The sequence below is a fragment of the Enterococcus sp. DIV1758 genome (assembly GCF_051711985.1).
Taxonomy (GTDB): domain Bacteria; phylum Bacillota; class Bacilli; order Lactobacillales; family Enterococcaceae; genus Enterococcus; species Enterococcus faecalis.
Window position 1 is genome coordinate 1,177,561 of the sequence record NZ_JBIOOA010000001.1, and the last position, 20,645, is coordinate 1,198,205.

Genomic DNA, 20,645 nt, shown 5'->3' on the forward strand with positions numbered 1-20,645 from the left:
TCTATTATAACAAACAGTTTGTATAATAATCAACAAACTGTTGAAAAATGAAGGGGTATTTTAATTGATGGTTATGAGAGCAGGGATTGATGTTGGGTCAACGACAGTAAAATTAGTATTTTTAAATAAGCAAAATCAGCCTATTTTTACAAAATATGAACGCCATTTTTCAGATGTCAAAGCAGCAACGGAACGCATTTTAAAAGAAGGGCTAGCAAGGATCGGTGCAGACCAACCTGTGACAATGAGCATAACTGGCTCTGGTGGTATGGGGCTGGCTGAGGTATTAGGGATTCCCTTTGTTCAAGAGGTTATCGCGTGTACACGAACTGTTGAAACAATAATCCCAGAAACGGATGTTGCTATTGAACTTGGCGGAGAAGATGCGAAAATCACTTTTTTTGATGGTGCTTTAGAGCAACGAATGAATGGTAGTTGTGCAGGTGGGACAGGCGCCTTCATCGATCAAATGGCTGTTTTACTTAAAACGGATGCCAATGGAGTGAATGAATTGGCGAAGAATTATCAAACTATTTATCCGATTGCTTCCCGCTGTGGGGTTTTTGCTAAAACGGATGTTCAACCTTTAATCAATGAAGGAGCAGCGAAAGAAGATATCGCGGCGAGTATTTTTCAAGCGGTAGTTAATCAAACAATCGCCGGGTTAGCTGCTGGTCGCAAAATTAAAGGTAAAGTAGCGTTTTTAGGGGGACCTTTATTTTTCATGTCAGAATTGAGAAAACGGTTTATTGAAACCTTAGCAATTCAGCCAGAAGATGTTATTTTTCCAGAACAACCGCAACTGTTTGTAGCAATGGGAGCAGCACTTTATTCAGAAGATGCAGCCGAATGTACATTGGAAGAATTAATTCAGCGCTTAGTGAACAGCCAGGCTACTGATTTACAGCCGAGCGACACGTTACCATCGTTATTTAACAGCGCAGAAGATTTAGCAGATTTTCGAGAAAGACACGCGCAAGCCCAAGCAACGGAGAAACCTTTATCTCAACATACTGGCGTGACCTTTTTAGGGATTGATGCAGGCTCCACAACGACAAAAGTCACATTGATTGATGAAGATGGTCATTTGTTGTTTTCTTTTTATGGTAATAACCAAGGGCAACCTTTAGAAACCACCATGACAGTACTGAAATCACTTTATCAACAACTGCCTGAAGAAGTTTTTATCGGAAAAGCGGCTGTTACAGGATATGGAGAACAGCTAATAAAAAATGCGTTAAAAGTCGATATTGGTGAAGTTGAAACGATGGCCCATTACAAAGCAGCCAACCATTTTCAGCCAGGTGTGGATTTTATTTTGGATATCGGAGGACAAGATATGAAAGCGATGACCATTAAAAATGGCGTACTTTCCTCCATTCAATTAAATGAGGCTTGTTCTTCTGGGTGCGGTTCTTTTATTGAAACCTTTGCGCAATCCTTAAACTATAACGTGAAGGATTTTGCTTTGGCGGCTTTAGAATCGCAAGCGCCGGTTGATTTAGGTTCTCGGTGTACTGTTTTTATGAACTCAAAAGTGAAACAGGTTCAAAAAGAAGGGGCCTCTGTCGGCGATATTTCTGCTGGACTATCTTATTCAGTCATCAAAAATGCCATTTATAAAGTTATTAAGGTTCGCCGACCTGAAGAGTTGGGAGAAAAGATTGTCTGCCAGGGAGGAACATTTTACAATGAAGCGGTCTTGAGAGCTTTTGAAAAAATTAGCGGTCGTGAAGTGGTTCGTCCTTCTATTGCTGGTTTGATGGGGGCCTATGGGGCAGCGCTGATTGCTTTGGACGCTTATGAAATTGGGGAAGAAACCACGCTTCTTTCTTTAGAAGAGTTAGCGGCATTTACCTCTGAAAAGGAATTTACTCATTGCGGCTTGTGTGAAAACAATTGTCAATTAACGGTCACAGTGTTTTCAGATGGGCGCCAATTTATTACGGGAAATCGCTGTGAACGTGGTGCGCGAATTAAAATTAAACGAGAAGAACGCAAAGTGAATTTGGTTGATTATAAGTACCGCAAGTTATTTAAGTACCGACCTTTGCGGGAAAATAAAGCGGTTCGTGGGCGTTTGGGTATCCCTAGAGTCCTAAACATGTATGAAAATTATCCTTTGTGGCATACATTTTTTACTGACTTGGGCTTTCGGGTCGAATTATCGCCACGTTCTAATAAGCAAATCTATGAACAAGGCCTTGAAACGATTCCCAGTGATACGGTTTGTTACCCAGCGAAAATGGCGCATGGACATATTCAAGCATTAATTGATGCGCAAGTGCCAATTATCTTTTATCCTGGTGTTGTTTTTGAACAGCAAGAAACAGTGGAAGCGGATAATCATTTTAATTGTCCAATTGTGCAAAGCTACCCAGATGTCATTCGAAATAATGTGGATGCCATCAGAGAGGGTCAAGTGGATTATCGAAATCCCTATCTTAATTTAGCGAATGAAGCTGCAGTTGCCAAAGTTTTAGCTGAAAATTTTGCTGATTTAGGGATTTCCCTAGAAGAAATTCAAACAGCGCTGCATCATGGTTATCAAGAATTAGCAGCTTTTAAAAAAGAAATTCAAGAAAAAGGCGAAGAAACGTTAGCCATGTTAACTGAAAAAGGCCAGAGAGGAATTGTCTTATCGGGACGACCGTATCACTTGGATCCAGAAATTAATCACGGCATTGCCGAAGTCATTACACAGGAAGGATTCCATGTCTTGACAGAAGACAGTATCTCGCATCTTGGAGACGTGCAGAATTTACGTGTGGTGAATCAATGGGTCTATCATTCTCGCTTATATGCGGCGGCTAAAGTAGTGGCTAAGACGAAAAATTTAGAACTTGTCCAACTGAATTCCTTTGGTTGCGGCTTAGATGCTGTGACAACCGATCAAGTAGAAGAAATCATGGATCGGTCTGGCAAAATTTATACAGTCCTCAAAATCGATGAAGGCGCGAATTTGGGCGCAATTCGTATTCGGTTGCGCTCCTTGAAAGCGGCTGTCAATGAGCGGGAGAAGCAACAGTTTGTTCCGCATATGCAAATGGAAGAGCCAGAGAAAATAGTGTTTACAAAACAAATGAAAAAAACACATACTTTACTGTTACCAATGCTTAGCCCGATTCATCAATCTGGATTAGTCGATGTAGCATTACAAGCTTCTGGCTATCATGTCGTCTGTTTGCCTGCGCAGGATAAAGAAGCCGTGAATGTCGGGTTAAAATATGTCAATAATGATGCATGTTACCCAGCAATTATTTCTATCGGACAACTAGTCGAAGCTTTGGAAAGTGGTCAATATGATTTGGATAATGTCAGTGTTTTAATGACGCAAACGGGGGGCGGTTGTCGCGCAACGAATTACATTCCATTATTAAGAAAAGCCTTAAATGATGCTGGTTTTTCTCAAGTTCCTGTAGTTTCAGTTTCGATGGGTAATAAAGGGGTCGAATCCAATCCAGGATTTAAATTTACGTTGCCAATGATCAAACGCTTAGTAGTTGCCTTTTTATATGGTGACTTATTCGAACGAGTAGTTTATCGAACAAGACCTTATGAAACAGAAAAAGGAATGGTGGATCAACTGCACCAAGATTGGCTAAAAAGAGTGGAAGCCAATGTCCGGAATGGTTCGCTGACACAATTTAATCACTTCATGAAAAAAATTATTCGGACGTTTGATGAAATTCCTTTACAAGAGATAAAAAAACCAAAAGTCGGTGTGGTCGGGGAAATTTTAGTGAAATATTCGCCGACAGCGAATAATGATATTGTGCGTTTGCTAGAAGAAGAAGGTGCTGAAGCAGTTGTGCCAGATATTGTTGGCTTTATGAACTATTCTTTGTACAATCAAATTTGGAAATACGAAAATATGGGCATGTCAAAACAAAGCAAACGTTTAGCAGAATTTGCGATAAAAATCATTGAATTGGTAGAAAAACCAATGGATAAGGCATTGAGAAAGTCGGTCCGTTTTGATGGCATTCATTCCATTTATGATATGGCAGCAGACGCAAGTAAAATTTTATCAATTGGCAATCATACGGGTGAAGGTTGGTTTTTAACAGCTGAAATGATTGAGCTCTTAAAACATGAGGTGAATAACATCGTTTGTATGCAGCCGTTTGGATGTTTACCGAACCATATTGTTGGAAAAGGGGTCGTGAAAGAGCTACGACGTCAATATCCGCAAGCAAACATTGCGGCGGTGGATTATGATCCAGGGGTATCTTTGGTCAATCAGTTGAACCGAATCCGTTTGATGATGGCCACAGCGAACAAGTTGTTGAAAGAAGAAAATGTAAAAAGATAATAACTAATAGAAATTCGTTTAAAAACATTTGACTTGGTCACTTTTTACTGACTAAGCCAAATGTTTTTGTTATAAAAAGAAAGCATGCAACTAGACCAACTTTGATAAAAATTCCAATTCCTCTTTTATTTATCATTTTTTGGTTGTTTATACGGTCTATACCAGTTATAATAGAAGAGGAGATGAACGAAGAGGAGGAAGCGTAAATGGTTCAAAATATACCAATTTATATTCAAATTCACGATAAAATCAAAGAAGATATTGAAAAAGGTGTCTGGAGTATCGGGGATCGTTTGCCCTCTGAGCGAGAATTAGCCTTGAAATTTGATGTTAGTCGAATGACCTTACGCCAAGCCATTCAGACTTTAGCAGACGAAGGGATTTTAGAACGAAAAATTGGTTCAGGAACGTATGTAGCACGTAAGAAAGTTCAAGAAACAATGACAGGTACCACTAGTTTTACAGAAATTACCTTGTCTCAAAATCGCGTTCCTTCTAGTCGGACGGTGTCTTATTTTGTAGCGAAACCTAGTTCTAGTGAGATGGAAAAATTACAACTAGGTCCAGAAGATTCAATTTTACGAATGGAAAGAATTCGTTTTGCGGATGACATTCCGATTTGTTTTGAGGTGGCGAGCATTCCTTATTCATTGGTCTCGCAATATGGCAAATCTGAAATCACGAACTCTTTTTATAAAACACTTGAAGCCAAATCTGGCCACAAAATTGGCCATTCTAACCAAACAATCTCTGCTGTTCAAGCATCGGAACAGATCGCAGAATATTTAGAGATTAAACGAGGCGATGCGATTCTGCGTGTGCGCCAAGTATCCTATTTTGAAAACGGACTACCTTTTGAATATGTTCGTACGCAGTATGCAGGAAGTCGATTTGAGTTTTATTTAGAGAAGTAGAGAAATGATAAGTATGGAAAAATGCCGAGGAATAGGCTGAGGTAAGATATTTTAACCCCCAAAAGTTGTATCTGAAAAATACAATTTTTGGAGGTTATTTTTATGAACTTATAAGGTAGAATTCAAATTAAAATTAGTGAAAGCATCTCAATTCAAATAAATATTGAATAGAGTAGCAAGTCTGAATACCAGAAAAGTGAGATGGTTTGTCCCGCTATAAATATTGTTAAAAAATAAACTTATAATAGCTGCTAGTTTATTTGATTTATTCTTTTTTTGGCTGTAGTTCGTTCTTGTCCATTTTTTATATTCTTTTTTTTAATTGATAAGCCGACATAAGTAATCTGGATAAAAATATCAAAAATTCAGCTTACTGACAAACATTTAATTAGCATCTAAAAAATAATCATGTAAATTAAATGAACAGCGAAAGCATCAGTTAGAGTGCTATCAATTTTTTTAAATCTACATATGATTAAAACTTGATGCTATAATGCTAGTAGTAAGGTTAATGTATACCATAGCGGTACTTGAGAAGAGTAGAAGTGTTTCTGATGAACAGATGGATTAGTGGATATTGATACTGAACAGTCAATTGTTTAAAAAAGTGATTTTCAAACGGTAACAAAAGTATATTTAAAGGAACTTGAATTTTCAGAAAGTAGCTTCAAACTTAGTTTGAAAGAATAGCTTTCGGCTATAAAAAAAGTTAAAAGGAGCCTGCCATGTTACAGAAATATATAGAAATTTTAACAAGAGACGAGGCCATCTTTCGTAAAAAGCCAGATGGAACAGAAGTAAATTATTTTCTATTTCCAGAGTTTGAAATACATATAAATAGCTTGCCAGGAAAAACTGTGCAAGGTTGGCATAGGCATCACGAAATCGAAGAAGTTTTACTTGTGCAGTCGGGAAAAGTGAAAATAGAAGAGCTAGAAAATCAGCAAATTATTTCAAGAATTTGTGCAGGAGGAGAACTTATTCGGATGCATAATAGTCTTCATCGGATTAGTAATCCTGATACGTTATCTGCATCATTTACAGTATTTCGTTTTGTTCCACAAGGGCAAAATCAACAAGAATGCATAAAAAATGATAAAGAAGAATTCTCTGATGCGGCAGTACAACGGCTTCTAAAAATAAATGATTCATTGTGATCGTTATTTTTAAACTTTTCTTTTCCCCCTCCTAGAAAACACAAAACCGTGGTACAATAACTTACGTAATAGACACACCTACTCCGAATGTCAAAAAAGGGCAGAAAAGTAGACAAGAAATTGTTTAAGGAGTAAAGTAAACTTACTTAAAATTTTGGGGGAAATAAAATGTATGATGTAATTATCATTGGTGCCGGTCCTGCTGGGATGACGGCAGCACTTTATGCATCACGGTCCAATCTTTCTGTATTGATGATTGAACGCGGTGCGCCTGGTGGGCAAATGAACAACACTGCTGAGGTAGAGAATTACCCAGGCTTTGATTCTATTATGGGTCCAGAATTGGCCTATAAAATGTATGAAAATGTAGAGAAATTTGGTACGGAAAATGCGTATGGCATTGTGATGGGCATTGAAGACCACGGATCTTATAAAGAAGTGATTTGTGATGACAAATCTTATGAAGCTAAAGCGGTAATTATTGCAACAGGCTGTGAACACCGAAAATTGGGTGTAAAAGGCGAAGAAGAATTTGCTGGCCGTGGTGTTTCTTATTGTGCCGTTTGTGACGGTGCTTTCTTTAAAAATAAACGCTTAGTAGTCGTTGGCGGCGGCGATTCTGCAGTTGAAGAAGCAATCTATTTAACGCAATTTGCTTCTGAAGTAGTGATTGTTCACCGTCGTGATGAATTGCGTGCGCAAAAAATCATTCAAGATCGTGCCTTTGCAAATGAAAAGATTTCCTTTGTTTGGGATACAGTTGTCGAAGAAATTGTTGGCAATGAAATGGTTGTGACAGGTGTGAAAGCCCGGAATGTCAAAACAGATGAAGTTTCTGAAATTGAAGCAAACGGCGTGTTCATTTACGTGGGGCTAGATCCATTAACAGAACCATTTAAGAAAGCTGGTATTACGAATGAGGCTGGTTGGATTGAAACAGACCAAGAAATGAGAACAAAAATTCCTGGTGTTTATGCCATTGGTGATGTCCGTGAAAAAACATTGCGTCAAATCACTACAGCGGTCGGTGAAGGCGGTATTGCTGGACAACAAGTATTTAACTACATTGAAGAATTAAAATAAAAAAATGCTTTTGCCTTTATTATTAAAGGCAAAAGCATTTTTTAATAGGTTCCTTTAATGCCAAAATAAGAGCCGCGAATGGTTCCAGCTAATTTTGATTTTTGACGAGCAAATTTGAATTTTCCTTCAAATTCTGCAGGAATTGCCATACCGTCTGAAAGTTTAAACCCAACGGCGCGTTTGCCTTCATCAGCTAATGTGTACATCACGTTAACTGCTAAGCCGTTTTCATAAAATACATAGGCCATTTTTATGCCATCTAAAGTGAAAGAAGAAATTTCAAGTGGCTTGTAAGGGAAATGTAATTCTCGTTCTAATAAAATTTTTTCAATCCAGGCCAATGTTTCTGGAGCTTCAGAGGCAGGGACGGTTGTAAAGCGATGTTTGTATTTATTCCAAAAATAGCGAGCTTCATTCGCTCTTAGTCCAGCAAGAACAGGTGCCACTGGTGAACTTTCTAAACCAAGAGTGGCTACTTCTTTAAAATCAACTGTATAAACCATGAATTGATACTCCCATCTTTTCTTTTAAACTAAGTATAACGGTAGCAGGGGTAACGAACAATTATTATTGCTTAAAAGAATGAAATTAGGACAGAACGATCGGCTTCAGAAAATGTTAAGCTTTCCGAAAGCGTAGGTTCTGTCCCGAAGAGTATTTTAAGATTTGGTTATTTAGTGATAAGTTATACGCTTGTACTTATTTATTGGCATCTAAAGTAACTTTTTCATCTGCCGTAGTCGTTTTAACATCTACTGTATAAACAAGTTTGTTGTTATTTTTGGTTAACTTCCAAGTCAAAATACGTGGAGAAAGTCCTCCAACTTCTTTTTTTGCTTTGGATAAGACGTCGTTAACAGCGCCTAATTCTTTGACTTCAGCAGCTGAAAAGGCTGTCTCGTTTTCGCCAAGTTGATTTGCTTCAGTATTTTTGGTGACTTTTCCTGTTTCAGGATTCACGTAGAGTGTTTCTGTATCGTTGGTAAAGATATAGCTGTAGTCACTTTCTGGTTTTGTATCAAATTGGACATTTACTAATGGTTTACTGTTGCCGGCTTCTTTTTCGTAGATTTCAGCAGCTTGCTGCAAACTAACTTTGTACTTTGTATCCGTGACGGCATCTTTTCCTACGCCACAACTAGCTAAAATAAAAATAGCTCCTAAAAGTGAAAAAAATAGTAAAAATGGTTTTTTTAACATGAAATTACCTCGTTTCCTTTTATTAAGTATTCACAATCACTTAGTATACGGAGGTTTTATAAGAAATACAAATAAAAAACAATCCTTTAAGAGAAATTAAAGGATTGTTTTTTTGTTATTTATTCTGCACGTAAAGCAACTGCCGCATCTTTTTTCGCTGCCATTCGGGCAGGAATGTGGCCACCAATCATGGTTAAGATTGTGCTAATTACAATCAAAATAATACCGTGAATTGGATTTAAGGTGGCAACATTTTCTAAATCAGTCAGGTTATAGAGTACTGCGTTAATCGGAAATGTTGCGAGAAAAGCAATCACAACACCAAGAATGCCAGAGGCAACACCTAAAATAGCAGTTTCGGCATCAAACACCCGGGTAATATCTTTTTTACGAGCTCCTAACGCTTTCAGGATACCGATTTCTTTGGTTCGCTCAATGACAGAAGTATAGGTGATGATTCCAATCATAATCATACTTGTAACAAGGGAAATCCCAGCAAATGCAATCAGCACATAGGTGATGGCATCCATTAAACCACCTGTTAAGCGGGTCATTGTTCCAGCTAAATCAGAATAGATGATTTGGTCTTTTTTATCTTTTCCTTTGTTATAAGCATCTAAATAATCAAGAATTTTATCTTTTGATTTGAAATCGTTTGGATAAATCATAATACTTGAAGGAATTTCATTCGCTCCTAAATAAGACAACAGGTTTTCTTTCGCGGAAGCATCTAATGTTTCGTTAGTCATAACGTTAGTATTGCTGGCTTCTTGCGCTTTAACAATGTCAGAGGTTTTGTTTTTGGCAATCATATTAGTTGAAAGTGCATCGCTATAAGCAATTCCAGGTGCTAATAGATTCATTGTTGAAGAATCTTTAATTCGCAAAATCCCTGAAATTGTTAATTCAGTATTTTCTGGGTTATCGTAAACAGCTTGCAAATCTTGGTTAGGAATGAAGTTGCCTGTCGGTAATTTGGTGTAAAATGCATTATTATTGGCTAATTTCATTTTTGTGCCAACAATGTCTGAAAAGGCAATCTTTTGATTATCTTTCACGTCAAAGCCAAGATTTTTTAAAGCATTAATATTGGTGGTATTGTTACTATCGACGATTAAAACGACATCGGTTTCTTTTTCTGGATAATTTCCCTCAAGCAACGAGTAATTGTCTTTTAAGAAATTGTTTTTTCCATTTTCTAGTTGTTTAGGAAAAGCAGAAACGCCGACGCCAGTTTGGGCAGCCATCATAGAAGCCATCGCGTTTGATTGGCCGTCGGGTGCATCGTTTGAAAATTTGACAGTTTGTGCTTTCCCGTTGATTTCTCTTAATAAGTTCATATTGACTAGACGAGTATAGCCGATATTATTACTTAATTCAGGATCAATGTGATTGACATAGTCAATAAACTTTTGATCAATTAAATTCGTGTGTTGCGCACGGTCCGCATCGCTAATTTTAGCAGTCACTTCTTTTTCTTTCGGGAAGGTGCCTTTTTTGTCCTGATTATTGAAACTTTCTGGATCTTGATCGGTCGCTATTTTAGAAATGGTAATCGGAAATTGCGCTAACGTTTCCGACTGAGTTTTATCAATTTGTTTTTGGAATCCTGTTGAAAGAGAAAGGACAATCGCGATACTGATAATTCCGATACTTGAAGCAAAGGCGGTTAAAAAAGTTCGCCCTTTTTTAGTGCGGATATTATTAAAAGATAAACGCAGCGCAGTCGTGAATTTCATTTTGGTGCGTTTTAATTCGAAAGGTTCTTTTTTTTCATGTTCAATATGAGGACGCGAGTCATGCCGAATTTGGCCATCTGAAAATTCAATAATTCGATCAGCGTATTCATGAGCTAATTCAGGATTGTGGGTCACCATAATGACTAATTTTTCTTTCGAAAGTTCTTGGATAAGTGCCATAATTTGCAGACTGGTTTCTGAATCCAATGCACCAGTTGGTTCATCACAAAGTAAAATATCGGGATCATTAGCTAAAGCACGAGCAATGGCAACCCGTTGCATTTGACCGCCAGATAATTGGGAAGGTTTTTTATGGATATGGTCCTTCAAACCGACACGGATGAGTGCATCTTCGGCTTTTTGGCGTCTTTCTGCTTTTGAAATACCACTTAGTGTCATACCAAGCTCGACATTATCCAAAATCCCTTGATGACTAATTAAGTTGTAACTTTGAAAAATAAAACCAATTGAGTTATTCCGATAAGCATCCCAGTCGGCTTCTTTAAAATTTTTTGTTGATTTGCCGTTAATGATTAAGTCACCAGAATCGTAATTGTCCAATCCGCCAATCACATTCAACATCGTCGTTTTACCAGAGCCGCTGGGACCCAGAATGGCTACAAATTCTTGTTTTCGAAAAGCGACAGAGACGCCATCTAAAGCTTTAGTGGTCGTTCCGCCGACAGTATAATATTTTTTTATCTCTTTGAGTTCTAGCATATTTTTCGCATCCTTCTTCCAATTTATCAACAACACAACCTTAAGTTAGTGTATAACGTAACATAATAGTTAACAAAAATCAATCATTACCATTTGATAATCAAGTGAATTTAGTATACACTAGGTGGGAAACGAGGGAGAACATATGGATAAAGAGAAGCATTCATCAAATTTAGATATTAGTGTCTTTACTGAAATTTTTTCATATATGAGCCAATTGCTTTTTAAAGACCTAGACTTGGAGGATCTAAAATTAACCAAGTTAGACATGTTAATTTTATTAATTGTGGCAACGAATGAAGGAATTAGTATGACGGAGTTAGCCAACCAAGTAGGAACGTCGAAAGTTCAAGTGAGTCGCTCTATTGCGGGGTTAGAAGAACGAGCGATTGTTCAACGTCGCCATAATCAGGAAAATCGCCGCGTGGTTAATGTTTATACGACAAAAGAAGGCGAGAAGCTCTTTAAGCAAAAAGAAAATCAAGTAAAACAGCAACTATCTGAAACACTTAGTGTTCTTTCGTTAGAGGATTATCAAGAAGTCAATCAACACTTTTTGGCGGTCATGAAAATTTTGTCCAATTATCAAGCGCTACGAAGAAAAACGTGTAAGGAAAACAACGCCAAAAAATAAAAAACATCGTTTGGCTATAAACCAAACGATGTTTTTTCTAGCCTTTGACAGAGCCAGAAGTCACGCCTTCTACATAGAAACGTTGCATTAATATAAATAAAATAGTAATTGGAATGGCAATTAGCACACATCCAGCTGTAAAAGCCATGAATAGTGAATTAGCTGTTGATTTGGTCATCATCGAAAAGAGACCAATCGCAACGGTGTAATTTTCAACTTTATCACCCATAATAACTTTTGCGAAAATAAAATCCATCCAAGGACCCATGAAGGCGGTTAAAGAAGTATAGACAATAATTGGTTTCGATAATGGCAACGTAATTTTTGTGAAAATTTGCCACTTGTTGGCACCGTCAATCATAGCCGATTCGTCTAAAGCCATCGGAATGGTATCGAAGAACCCTTTGGCGATGTAAAAACCTAGCGCCGAGCCTGCAGAGTAAACCAGAATTAAAGCGAATAAACTTTCAGTTAAATTTAAGGCTTTTAAAATATAGTAAACGGCAATCATACTCATAAAACCAGGGAACATATTTAAAACGAGCGCCACTTTTAAAAATGGTTTTCTTAAGCGGAAACGCAACCGTGACAGCGCATAAGCCATTGCGATTGTAATAAAAGTTGATAACAGACAGCTTGCGATGGAAACGAACAAGGTGTTCAAAAACCAACGGACAAAGGGGAAGTTGCCAGTCTGATTTGTTAATAATACTTTATAGTTTTCTAAAGTGAATGTTTTGGGAATGATATAGGGAACAAATGCACCGCCTTCGCCACGAAAACTTGTTAAGATAATCCACACAATAGGGAACATCCAAAAAACTGCTAAAATGGTTAAAATGATGTAAACGCTGGTAAGTGCAGTACGTTGTTTTTTCTGGTAATTTTTTGCTTTAGCCATAAGTTACGCCTCCTTAAATGAATTCGTCCGTGTATAGGCAATTAAACTGAAGACTGCGGAGAGAATGAAGATTAAAATACCAATCACAGAGGCTAAATTGTAATCCATTGTATCGACAGTCAATTTGTATAACCAGGTAACTAAAAGGTCAGTTGAGCCTGCACCGTAGAAGTTAGAATTGGCTGGCCCACCACCTGTTAATAGATAAATGACATTGAAGTTATTGATGTTGCCAATAAACTGTTGAATCAGCGCCGGGGTCATCACAAATAGAATTTGTGGAAACGTAATACTTTTAAAAATTTGCCATTTATTGGCGCCGTCAATTCTAGCAGCTTCGATTTGATCTTCAGGGAGATTTTGGATAATCCCTGTAGAGATTAACATCGTAGCAGGAATACCAATCCACATATTGACAACAATAATGGTTAATTTTGCCCAATTCGGATCTGTTAAGAAGGGGATAGAAGAATCGATTAAGCCCCAGTTTAACAACAGAGCGTTGATAGGTCCGGAACCATTTAAGAGGTTTCGCATAATTAAAAGTGAAACAAACGGAGGTACGGCCATCGTGATGACAAAAATAGTCCGCCAAAACGCTTTATATTTTAAGCCTTTTGTATTGATAAGCAAGGCTAAAATGATTCCAAAAAAGAAACAAGTTGCGGTTGCAAAAACAGCCCAAATCAAGGTCCAGCCAAGTACTGGAAAGAACGTTGAAGCCATATCGCCTGTGATTACATTACCTAAATTTGCCAATCCAACCCAAGTAAAAAGGTTTTTCGGTGGCAAATGGTTATGGTCGTAGTTGGTAAAGGCAATGGAAATCATATATAACAACGGCAAGATGGTAAAGAAAAGAACGCCTAGTAAGGGAATCGTCATTAAAGTTGCATGGAAACGTTCGTTTAACAAGCTACGTAAATCATCCATAGTTGTTGGAATTTTTTTGCCGGCTGTCTTTAATTCATATAGGTGACGGGCGCTTTTTAAATTGATTACATATAAAATGATTAGCGATAAACAGACTAAAATTGCTGCAATTCCGAATAATAATAAGAGCATTGAATTATCGCCTTCTTTTAGAACTTCAATCCCTAAAGAATCATCATATACTAATCCTTGCTGTTGGGTCCCTAGGGTTCCTAGCATCATTAATGCGTGGAAACCATTACGGATTAACCAATAGATAAAGCCAATTTCAGCTGTTAAAAAGATGATTCCCTTTAACCACTGCTTGTTGGCGAAGTTTGCAGCACCCATAACTAAAAAAGATAGTTTTGTAGCGAAGTCGCCTTTTTTAAAGACCTCTCGAAATGACGTCTGGGCTTTCTTTTTCTTGAACATCTTCGTTCACTCACTTTCTACTTAAATAAAAAAGATAGAGGAAATGGGACAGCAGATTGAAGCTCGTCCCATTTCTTTACTCTTTTTATTCTTTTGCTTCTTTTGATGTGTCTTGGACTAATTTATCTAATTTTGCTTGATAATCCGCAGGTTTGATATTGCCTTTGTACGTATCATTGATCACTGCATCCATCGCAGGCCAGAATGAAACGATTTCTGGGATTTTTGGCATTACCACAGAGTGAGTTGGTTGCGCCATTTCTAAGATAGCTTTTGCAACAGTATCTTGTGTGATTTCTTCGTTTGTTTGTAATTTTTTGTTTGAAGGGACAAAACCGATTTCTTTGAAGTAAGTCATTTGTGATTTTTCACTTGTTAAATAGTTTGCTAATGTCATTGCGGCCAATGGTGCTTGTGTTTGTTGGTTGACAGCAAAACTACGAACGCCCAAGAAAGCTTTCATTTGTTTTTCTCCATTGCCAAAATCAATGGTTGGATAGGCAGCAGCCCCCATTTTGTCGCCAAGAGCTTTTTCTACATCGTTTTTAGACCAAGGACCAGAAAGGAAGGCATCCGTTTTGCCAGAACCTAGATTAGACAATGCTTCTGTATTTGATTGGATCACACCAGGATTATTTTTTTGATCGGCAATCCATTGTAATACTTCTATACCTTGTTGGTTATTAAAGTTGGTACCTTTTGGATCTTCGCCATTTTCACCATATAAGTAATCGCCGTTACTCATAAATAGAGGACCGAAGATATAATTTGCGCCATCTTCGCCAAAATTGGTACCGATTTTGCCTTTTTCAGTTAAAGACTTCCAAGTTTTGATTTCCTCTGGAGAATACGTATCTTTGTTATAATAAAGAACTTGTGACTCTACGGCATAAGGGTAGGCATAGACTTTGTCTTTCCAAGTGACCCCTGCAACTGCTGAGTCGATATTGTTTTCTTTGACTTCTTTTTCATATTTTGTGTTAGGGTAAATCAGACCAGCTTCTGCCATTTGACCAATTTGATCATGTGGCATCATGAAAACATCTGCGGCAGCTTTAGGATCTTTTGCAATGTCTTTTTTAGCATCTGCCGAATTTCCAGCAGTTAAGTTAACTTTAATATCGGGGTTTTCTTTTTCAAAATCGGCGACAACTTTTTTAAAGACGCCCATATATTCAGTATCAACCCATAATTTTACGTCACCAGCTGCTTTATTTGCTGAACCGCTTTCATTTTCAGCTTTCGTTTTTTCTGCACCACCACAGGCAGTAAGTAAAACCGCGGAAGCACTTAAAAGGATACCGCCCATTAAAATCTTTTTCCAATTCGCTTTCATTTTTGAACCCTCCAAAAATTATTTTTTACAAGTCTTATTATGCAACCGATTGCGGAAATAATCAAGTGTTTTTCATCGAGAAAGTTAAAAAAGTTTTTTTGTTATAAATAACATGCTGTTTATTTAAAGTGGTGTATACCACTAATTAAGCATTTTAAATAAAAAAATAAAAAAGGGTATACAAATGCAATCGTTTGCGCTAAAATGTGTTCGAGTATTAGAAAATACACGAAAAGCGACAATTAAAGGAGAGAATTAAATGAACACTGCTGCAATCTACCATCGTCCAGAAAGTGAATTTGCTTATCTTTATACAGAAGAAACCATGCATATTCGTTTGCGTACGGCAAAAGGCGACATTGCCTCTGTCCAATTAATGCAAGGAGATCCTTATCTTTTAGGAAAAGAAAAGTGGTACCAACAGTCGTTAACCATGGAGAAGTTAGTATCTACGGAGTTATATGATTACTGGTTTATTGCATTAAGTGCAAAATTTAAACGCCTTTCATATGCTTTTACTTTAGTAGGGACGGATGGCTTGACGGCGTTTTATGGCGAACACGGCATTTATCCTTTAGAAGAAAAGTATTTAGCGATGGCGAATAATTATTTTCGGATGCCGTATTTTCATGAAATCGATCGTTTTAAAGCACCTGAATGGGTAAAAGAAACGGTTTGGTATCAAATATTTCCAGAGCGTTTTGCAAATGGTGATCCCGCCAATGATCCTGAAGGGACGTTGCCGTGGGGATCTAAAAGACCAGATCGACAAGATTTTTTTGGTGGGGATTTGCAAGGGGTGCTAGATCATCTTGATTACATTGAAGATTTAGGTGTTAATGGCTTATATTTTTGCCCGATTTTTGAAGCGTTTTCTAATCACAAATATGATACGATTGATTATTTAAAAATTGACCCAGCTTTTGGTGATGGCGCTACCTTTAAGCGTTTAGTCGAAGAGTGTCATCGACGGGGCATCAAGATTATGTTGGACGCCGTTTTTAACCATATGGGGGACACTTCGCCTCAATGGCAAGATGTGTTAAAAAATGGCCAGGACTCAATTTATGCCGATTGGTTCCACGTAAATGAGTTTCCAGCTAGCTATGAAGAAAGTGCTGATTTTGAAGAAGCAAGCAACATTACCTATGATACTTTTGCATTCACTCCGCATATGCCTAAATTAAATACAGCAAATCCAGAAGTGCAAGCCTATCTTTTAGAAATTGCTCGTTATTGGATTGAGGAATATGATATTGACGCCTGGCGTTTAGATGTGGCAAACGAAGTGGATCATGCGTTCTGGAAAAAATTCCGGCAAACATGTGATGACGCAAAAGAAGATTTTTATATTTTAGGAGAAATTTGGCACTCGTCGCAAAGCTGGCTCCAAGGAGACGAATTTCATGCAGTGATGAATTATGCATACACAGATGCGATTATGGGCTACTTTGTCAAGCAAGAACTGTCCTTGGAAAAGATGCTTTCTGAAATGAACAACCAGTTAATGCTCTATCGCCAACAAACGAATCAAATGCAGTTTAATGTTTTAGATTCCCACGATACACCACGCTTATTGCATGAAACGAAAGAGGATAAAGAGTTGATGCGCCAAGTATTAGCGTTTACGTATATTCAACCAGGTGTCCCTTGTCTTTACTATGGTGATGAAATTGGTATGACAGGTGATATGGATCCTGATTGTCGTCGTTGTATGGTTTGGGAGGAAAATCAGCAAGATTTGGATTTGAAGGAATTTGTAAAATCATTGATTGCCCTTCGCAAAAAGTATGCGGCTGTTTTTTCTGGTGGAACAATCGATTGGACAGGAACTTCTTTTGAAACGGGGTTGATTAGACTCGCTTGTTGTTTGGAGGAACAGACGATCTATGGGACTTTTAATACTGGCCAAGAGACACAATTTGTTGATAGAACTGATCGAGAAGTTTTGCTAAGTTCTTCTATCGAAATTGCTTCAGAACAGATAATGGTTTTACCAAAAGGTTTTCTTTTATATCAAGCATAATAATTAAGCAAAGGAATGTGAAGAAGAATGGAAAAACATTGGTGGCAAGAAGTCGTGGTTTATCAGATTTATCCTCGCAGTTTTAAGGATAGCAATGGAGATGGCATTGGAGATTTACCAGGAATTATTGAAAAATTGGATTATTTGGAAACGTTAGGCATTGGGGCTATTTGGTTATCACCAGTTTATCAATCACCCAATGATGACAATGGTTATGACATTTCTGATTATGAAGCGATTATGACAGAGTTTGGGACGATGGCGGATATGGATCGTCTAATTGAGGAAGCGAAAAAGCGAAAGATTGAAATTATTATGGATTTAGTTGTTAACCATACGTCAGATGAACATCGTTGGTTTATTGAAGCGAAAAAAAGCAAGGAGAACCCCTACCGAGACTATTATGTATGGGCTGATCCTGCTTCAGATGGCGGTGTGCCTAACCGATTGAAATCTGCCTTTTCGGGTTCGGCGTGGACGTTTGATGAAGCGAGTGGGCAATACTATTTGCATTTGTTTAGTAAAAAACAACCAGATTTAAATTGGGAAAACCAACAAATGCGTCAGTCGGTTTACGAGATGATGAATTTTTGGATTGATAAAGGAATTGGCGGTTTCCGTTTAGATGTAATTGACTTAGTGGGTAAAATTCCAGGAGAAGAGATCACCGCGAATGGACCTCATTTACATCGTTATTTACAAGAAATGAACGCCGCGACATTTGGAGGCAAAGAGCTGTTAACTGTAGGTGAAACATGGGGGGCCACACCTGAAATTGCAAAAATGTACTCTAGTCCAGAGCGTCATGAATTATCTATGATTTTTCAGTTTGAACATATGAGCTTGGATCAACAACCAGGTAAAGAAAAATGGGACCTTCAGCCAATGGAAGTTGCCAAGTTGAAACAGGTTTTTGCAAAATGGCAAACAGAATTAGGAAATGATGGCTGGAATTCTTTATTTTGGAATAACCATGATTTACCGAGAATGATTTCGCGTTGGGGAAATGATCAGGAACATTGGTTGGAAAGTAGTAAGTTATTCGCTATTTTACTGCACATGATGAAAGGCACACCTTATATTTATCAAGGGGAAGAAATTGGTATGACCAATACGCCGATTACAGATATTCGTGAAGCGCGGGACATCGAAACGATTAACATGTACCATGAGTATCTAGAAAAAGGATATTCTAAAGAAGAAATTTTGCTGAAAATTAATACTAAAGGTCGCGACAATGCACGCCGGCCTATGCAGTGGACCGCTGAAAAAAATGCGGGCTTTACGACTGGTACACCTTGGATTGATGTTAATTCCAATTATCAAACGATTAACGTCGCTGCTGCTTTGGCAGATAAAAATTCACTATTCTATACGTACCAAGAAATGATTCGTTTGAGAAAAGAACATCCTTTAATTGTTTGGGGCAACTTTGAATTGCTGGAAACGGTGGACGAAGTGATCAGTTTTTATCGTACCTATGGTGAGGAACGCTGGCTTGTTGTAACGAACTTTTCTGACAAAGTTCAGCCATTTTCTGCAGACGTTCATGTAGAACAAGTAATGATTGAAAATATGCCGACAGATGTCACTGCTTTAGCAGACTATTCGTTAGCGCCTTGGCAAGTATTTGTTGTGAAAGTGAGTCAATAAGATGGAACAATGGTGGAAAAATGCTGTCGGTTATCAAATTTATCCTCGGAGTTTTAAAGATAGCAACGGGGATGGCATTGGTGATTTGCAGGGAATTATTGAGAAATTACCGTATTTAAAAGAACTAGGGGTCGATTTTTTATGGTTAAATCCGATTTACACTTCGCCAAACGTTGACAATGGTTATGATATTGCGGATTATCAAGGGATTCAGCCAGAATTTGGTACGATGGAAGATTTTCAAGAACTTTTGGATCAAGCGCATCAATTAGGTTTGAAGATTATTCTTGATCTGGTAGTCAATCATACCAGTGATCAACATCCGTGGTTTGTTGAAGCAAAAAAAAGTTTAGATAATCCGTATCGTGAGTATTATTTATGGGCCGATGCGACACCAGAACGTATGCCGAATGAATGGCAAAGCTTTTTTGGTGGCTCGACTTGGACGTATGACGAGGGTACAAAGCAAGCATATTTTCATGTGTTTGCAAAAGAGCAACCTGATTTGAACTGGAAAAATCCTAAAGTTCGTGAAGAGATTTATGCGATGATTCGCTGGTGGTTAGATTTGGGAATTGATGGTTTCCGATTGGATGCGATTAGTCATATCCAAAAAGAACCTTGGGATTTTAAAATTACCACGAATCCATGGGCTCCATTTATGAATGTAAAAGGCATTGAAGACTATATGCTGGATTTGAAAGCTATTTTTGCTGAGTATGACATCATGACAGTGGGGGAAGCTAGTGGCGTTTCAAGTAAAAAAGCGGTGGAATGGACCAATGATGCGGGCTATCTGAATATGATTTTTGAATTAGAGCACAATGTTCGAGAAGGAAAGCCAGGAGAAGAACGGTTAAACATTTTAGGCTATAAAAAAGTAATGGCTCGCTGGCAAAAGCATTTAGGGACAGAAGGCTGGAATGCATTATATGTAGAAAATCATGATAATCCCAGAATCAATTCAATTTTAGGCAATGAAACCTCTCATTCTGCTAAGGCGATTGGAACAATCGCCTTGCTCTTGCGAGGAACGCCGTTTATTTATCAAGGACAGGAAATCGGCATGGTTAATTATCCGTTTCAACAGATTGACGAGTTAGATGCTAAAGATTCTCATAACCATTATCGTTTGCTTATAGAAAGTGGCTACGATGCGAAACAAGCATTAAAAGAAGTGGCGCATTGGACGCGGGACCATTCGCGTACGCCTATGCAGTGGACGAGTCAAGAGGCAAGTTCATTCACCTCGGGGCATCCGTGGTTAGCAATTCATCCCAATTTCAAAGAAATAAATGTGGCTGACCAAGAAACGGATGCACAATCCGTGTTGAATTATTATAAAAAGTTAATTGCGCTGCGGAAAGAAAATTCAGTCTTTACAGATGGACAGTTTGAACTATTAGCGCCCAATCATCCGTCTGTTTTTGCTTTTTTAAGAAAAACAACTGAGGCAACAGCGTTAGTGATTGTCAATTTAAGTGGAGAAAAATGCCAATTTGACTTGCCAAATAAATTACTAGGCAGAAAGTGGCAACAATTGTTAGGGAATCAAGATTTTACAGTGGAGAAACGAATGCAGTTAGCACCTTATCAGGCAGGAATCTTCCAATAACTGAT

General features: G+C 37.9%; 14 protein-coding genes. 8 read left to right on the forward strand and 6 right to left on the reverse strand.

Features of this window, described 5'->3' with window-relative positions; genetic code table 11:
• The first annotated feature begins 67 nt into the window (after positions 1–67).
• The 4 genes from IGJ52_RS05895 to trxB all read left to right on the forward strand — a co-directional run bounded on the left by IGJ52_RS05895 (position 68) and on the right by trxB (position 7,469).
• On the forward strand, positions 68–4,315 hold the full coding sequence (locus tag IGJ52_RS05895) for an acyl-CoA dehydratase activase-related protein (protein ID WP_438792181.1): 4,248 nt from the start codon (positions 68–70) through the stop codon (positions 4,313–4,315).
• A 206-nt stretch (positions 4,316–4,521) separates the two neighbouring features.
• A complete protein-coding gene (locus IGJ52_RS05900) occupies positions 4,522–5,229 on the forward strand; it encodes a GntR family transcriptional regulator (protein WP_002357800.1) in 708 nt (235 codons plus the stop codon).
• A 725-nt stretch (positions 5,230–5,954) separates the two neighbouring features.
• Entirely contained in the window at positions 5,955–6,386 is a 432-nt protein-coding gene (locus IGJ52_RS05905) for a cupin domain-containing protein (RefSeq protein ID WP_002419793.1), read from the forward strand.
• A gap of 168 nt (positions 6,387–6,554) precedes the next feature.
• Complete coding sequence (gene trxB, locus IGJ52_RS05910; RefSeq protein WP_002357780.1) at positions 6,555–7,469, forward strand: thioredoxin-disulfide reductase; 915 nt, start codon at positions 6,555–6,557, stop codon at positions 7,467–7,469.
• A gap of 41 nt (positions 7,470–7,510) precedes the next feature.
• Here the strand turns inward: trxB and IGJ52_RS05915 are convergent, their stop codons facing one another.
• The 3 genes from IGJ52_RS05915 to IGJ52_RS05925 all read right to left on the reverse strand — a co-directional run bounded on the left by IGJ52_RS05915 (position 7,511) and on the right by IGJ52_RS05925 (position 11,128).
• Complete coding sequence (locus IGJ52_RS05915; protein ID WP_002419792.1) at positions 7,511–7,972, reverse strand: hypothetical protein; 462 nt, start codon at positions 7,970–7,972, stop codon at positions 7,511–7,513.
• 196 nt (positions 7,973–8,168) lie between these two features.
• Positions 8,169–8,669, reverse strand: coding sequence for a PepSY domain-containing protein (locus IGJ52_RS05920; protein WP_219259509.1), 501 nt, complete (start codon positions 8,667–8,669; stop codon positions 8,169–8,171).
• Between the two features lie 119 nt (positions 8,670–8,788).
• Positions 8,789–11,128 carry an ABC transporter ATP-binding protein/permease gene (locus IGJ52_RS05925; RefSeq protein ID WP_010715140.1) on the reverse strand — a complete coding sequence of 780 codons (2,340 nt, stop codon included), beginning with the start codon at positions 11,126–11,128 and terminating at the stop codon, positions 8,789–8,791.
• A gap of 124 nt (positions 11,129–11,252) precedes the next feature.
• Between IGJ52_RS05925 and IGJ52_RS05930 the strand changes: the two genes are divergently transcribed.
• A complete protein-coding gene (locus tag IGJ52_RS05930) occupies positions 11,253–11,762 on the forward strand; it encodes a MarR family winged helix-turn-helix transcriptional regulator (protein WP_002365578.1) in 510 nt (169 codons plus the stop codon).
• A gap of 37 nt (positions 11,763–11,799) precedes the next feature.
• On the opposite strand, the gene IGJ52_RS05935 is transcribed toward IGJ52_RS05930, so the two are convergent.
• The 3 genes from IGJ52_RS05935 to IGJ52_RS05945 all read right to left on the reverse strand — a co-directional run bounded on the left by IGJ52_RS05935 (position 11,800) and on the right by IGJ52_RS05945 (position 15,346).
• Positions 11,800–12,663, reverse strand: a complete 864-nt coding sequence (locus tag IGJ52_RS05935; protein WP_438791966.1) for a sugar ABC transporter permease — start codon at positions 12,661–12,663, stop codon at positions 11,800–11,802.
• Positions 12,664–12,666: 3 nt separating this feature from the next.
• The gene (locus IGJ52_RS05940) at positions 12,667–14,010 is read right to left on the reverse strand and encodes a carbohydrate ABC transporter permease (protein ID WP_002357775.1); all 1,344 of its coding nucleotides are present in this window, start codon (positions 14,008–14,010) and stop codon (positions 12,667–12,669) included.
• 85 nt (positions 14,011–14,095) lie between these two features.
• Positions 14,096–15,346 carry an extracellular solute-binding protein gene (locus IGJ52_RS05945; protein WP_002395113.1) on the reverse strand — a complete coding sequence of 417 codons (1,251 nt, stop codon included), beginning with the start codon at positions 15,344–15,346 and terminating at the stop codon, positions 14,096–14,098.
• 259 nt (positions 15,347–15,605) lie between these two features.
• Between IGJ52_RS05945 and IGJ52_RS05950 the strand changes: the two genes are divergently transcribed.
• The 3 genes from IGJ52_RS05950 to IGJ52_RS05960 are packed head-to-tail and all read left to right on the forward strand — an operon-like array spanning position 15,606 to position 20,640.
• Positions 15,606–17,372, forward strand: coding sequence for a glycoside hydrolase family 13 protein (locus tag IGJ52_RS05950; protein ID WP_010816476.1), 1,767 nt, complete (start codon positions 15,606–15,608; stop codon positions 17,370–17,372).
• 27 nt (positions 17,373–17,399) lie between these two features.
• Positions 17,400–19,025, forward strand: a complete 1,626-nt coding sequence (locus IGJ52_RS05955) for a glycoside hydrolase family 13 protein (protein ID WP_438791967.1) — start codon at positions 17,400–17,402, stop codon at positions 19,023–19,025.
• Position 19,026: 1 nt separating this feature from the next.
• On the forward strand, positions 19,027–20,640 hold the full coding sequence (locus IGJ52_RS05960) for a glycoside hydrolase family 13 protein (RefSeq protein WP_438791968.1): 1,614 nt from the start codon (positions 19,027–19,029) through the stop codon (positions 20,638–20,640).
• The last annotated feature ends 5 nt before the right edge of the window (positions 20,641–20,645 follow it).

What these genes read in the sequence shown, in the direction of transcription:
- IGJ52_RS05895 (WP_438792181.1), top strand. Translation starts at nt 68, where the DNA reads ATGGTTATGAGAGCAGGGATTGATGTTGGGTCAACGACAGTAAAATTA.
- IGJ52_RS05900 (WP_002357800.1), top strand. Translation starts at nt 4,522, where the DNA reads ATGGTTCAAAATATACCAATTTATATTCAAATTCACGATAAAATCAAA.
- IGJ52_RS05905 (WP_002419793.1), top strand. Translation starts at nt 5,955, where the DNA reads ATGTTACAGAAATATATAGAAATTTTAACAAGAGACGAGGCCATCTTT.
- trxB (WP_002357780.1), top strand. Translation starts at nt 6,555, where the DNA reads ATGTATGATGTAATTATCATTGGTGCCGGTCCTGCTGGGATGACGGCA.
- IGJ52_RS05915 (WP_002419792.1), bottom strand. Translation starts at nt 7,972, where the DNA reads ATGGTTTATACAGTTGATTTTAAAGAAGTAGCCACTCTTGGTTTAGAA.
- IGJ52_RS05920 (WP_219259509.1), bottom strand. Translation starts at nt 8,669, where the DNA reads ATGTTAAAAAAACCATTTTTACTATTTTTTTCACTTTTAGGAGCTATT.
- IGJ52_RS05925 (WP_010715140.1), bottom strand. Translation starts at nt 11,128, where the DNA reads ATGCTAGAACTCAAAGAGATAAAAAAATATTATACTGTCGGCGGAACG.
- IGJ52_RS05935 (WP_438791966.1), bottom strand. Translation starts at nt 12,663, where the DNA reads ATGGCTAAAGCAAAAAATTACCAGAAAAAACAACGTACTGCACTTACC.
- IGJ52_RS05940 (WP_002357775.1), bottom strand. Translation starts at nt 14,010, where the DNA reads ATGTTCAAGAAAAAGAAAGCCCAGACGTCATTTCGAGAGGTCTTTAAA.
- IGJ52_RS05945 (WP_002395113.1), bottom strand. Translation starts at nt 15,346, where the DNA reads ATGAAAGCGAATTGGAAAAAGATTTTAATGGGCGGTATCCTTTTAAGT.
- IGJ52_RS05950 (WP_010816476.1), top strand. Translation starts at nt 15,606, where the DNA reads ATGAACACTGCTGCAATCTACCATCGTCCAGAAAGTGAATTTGCTTAT.
- IGJ52_RS05955 (WP_438791967.1), top strand. Translation starts at nt 17,400, where the DNA reads ATGGAAAAACATTGGTGGCAAGAAGTCGTGGTTTATCAGATTTATCCT.
- IGJ52_RS05960 (WP_438791968.1), top strand. Translation starts at nt 19,027, where the DNA reads ATGGAACAATGGTGGAAAAATGCTGTCGGTTATCAAATTTATCCTCGG.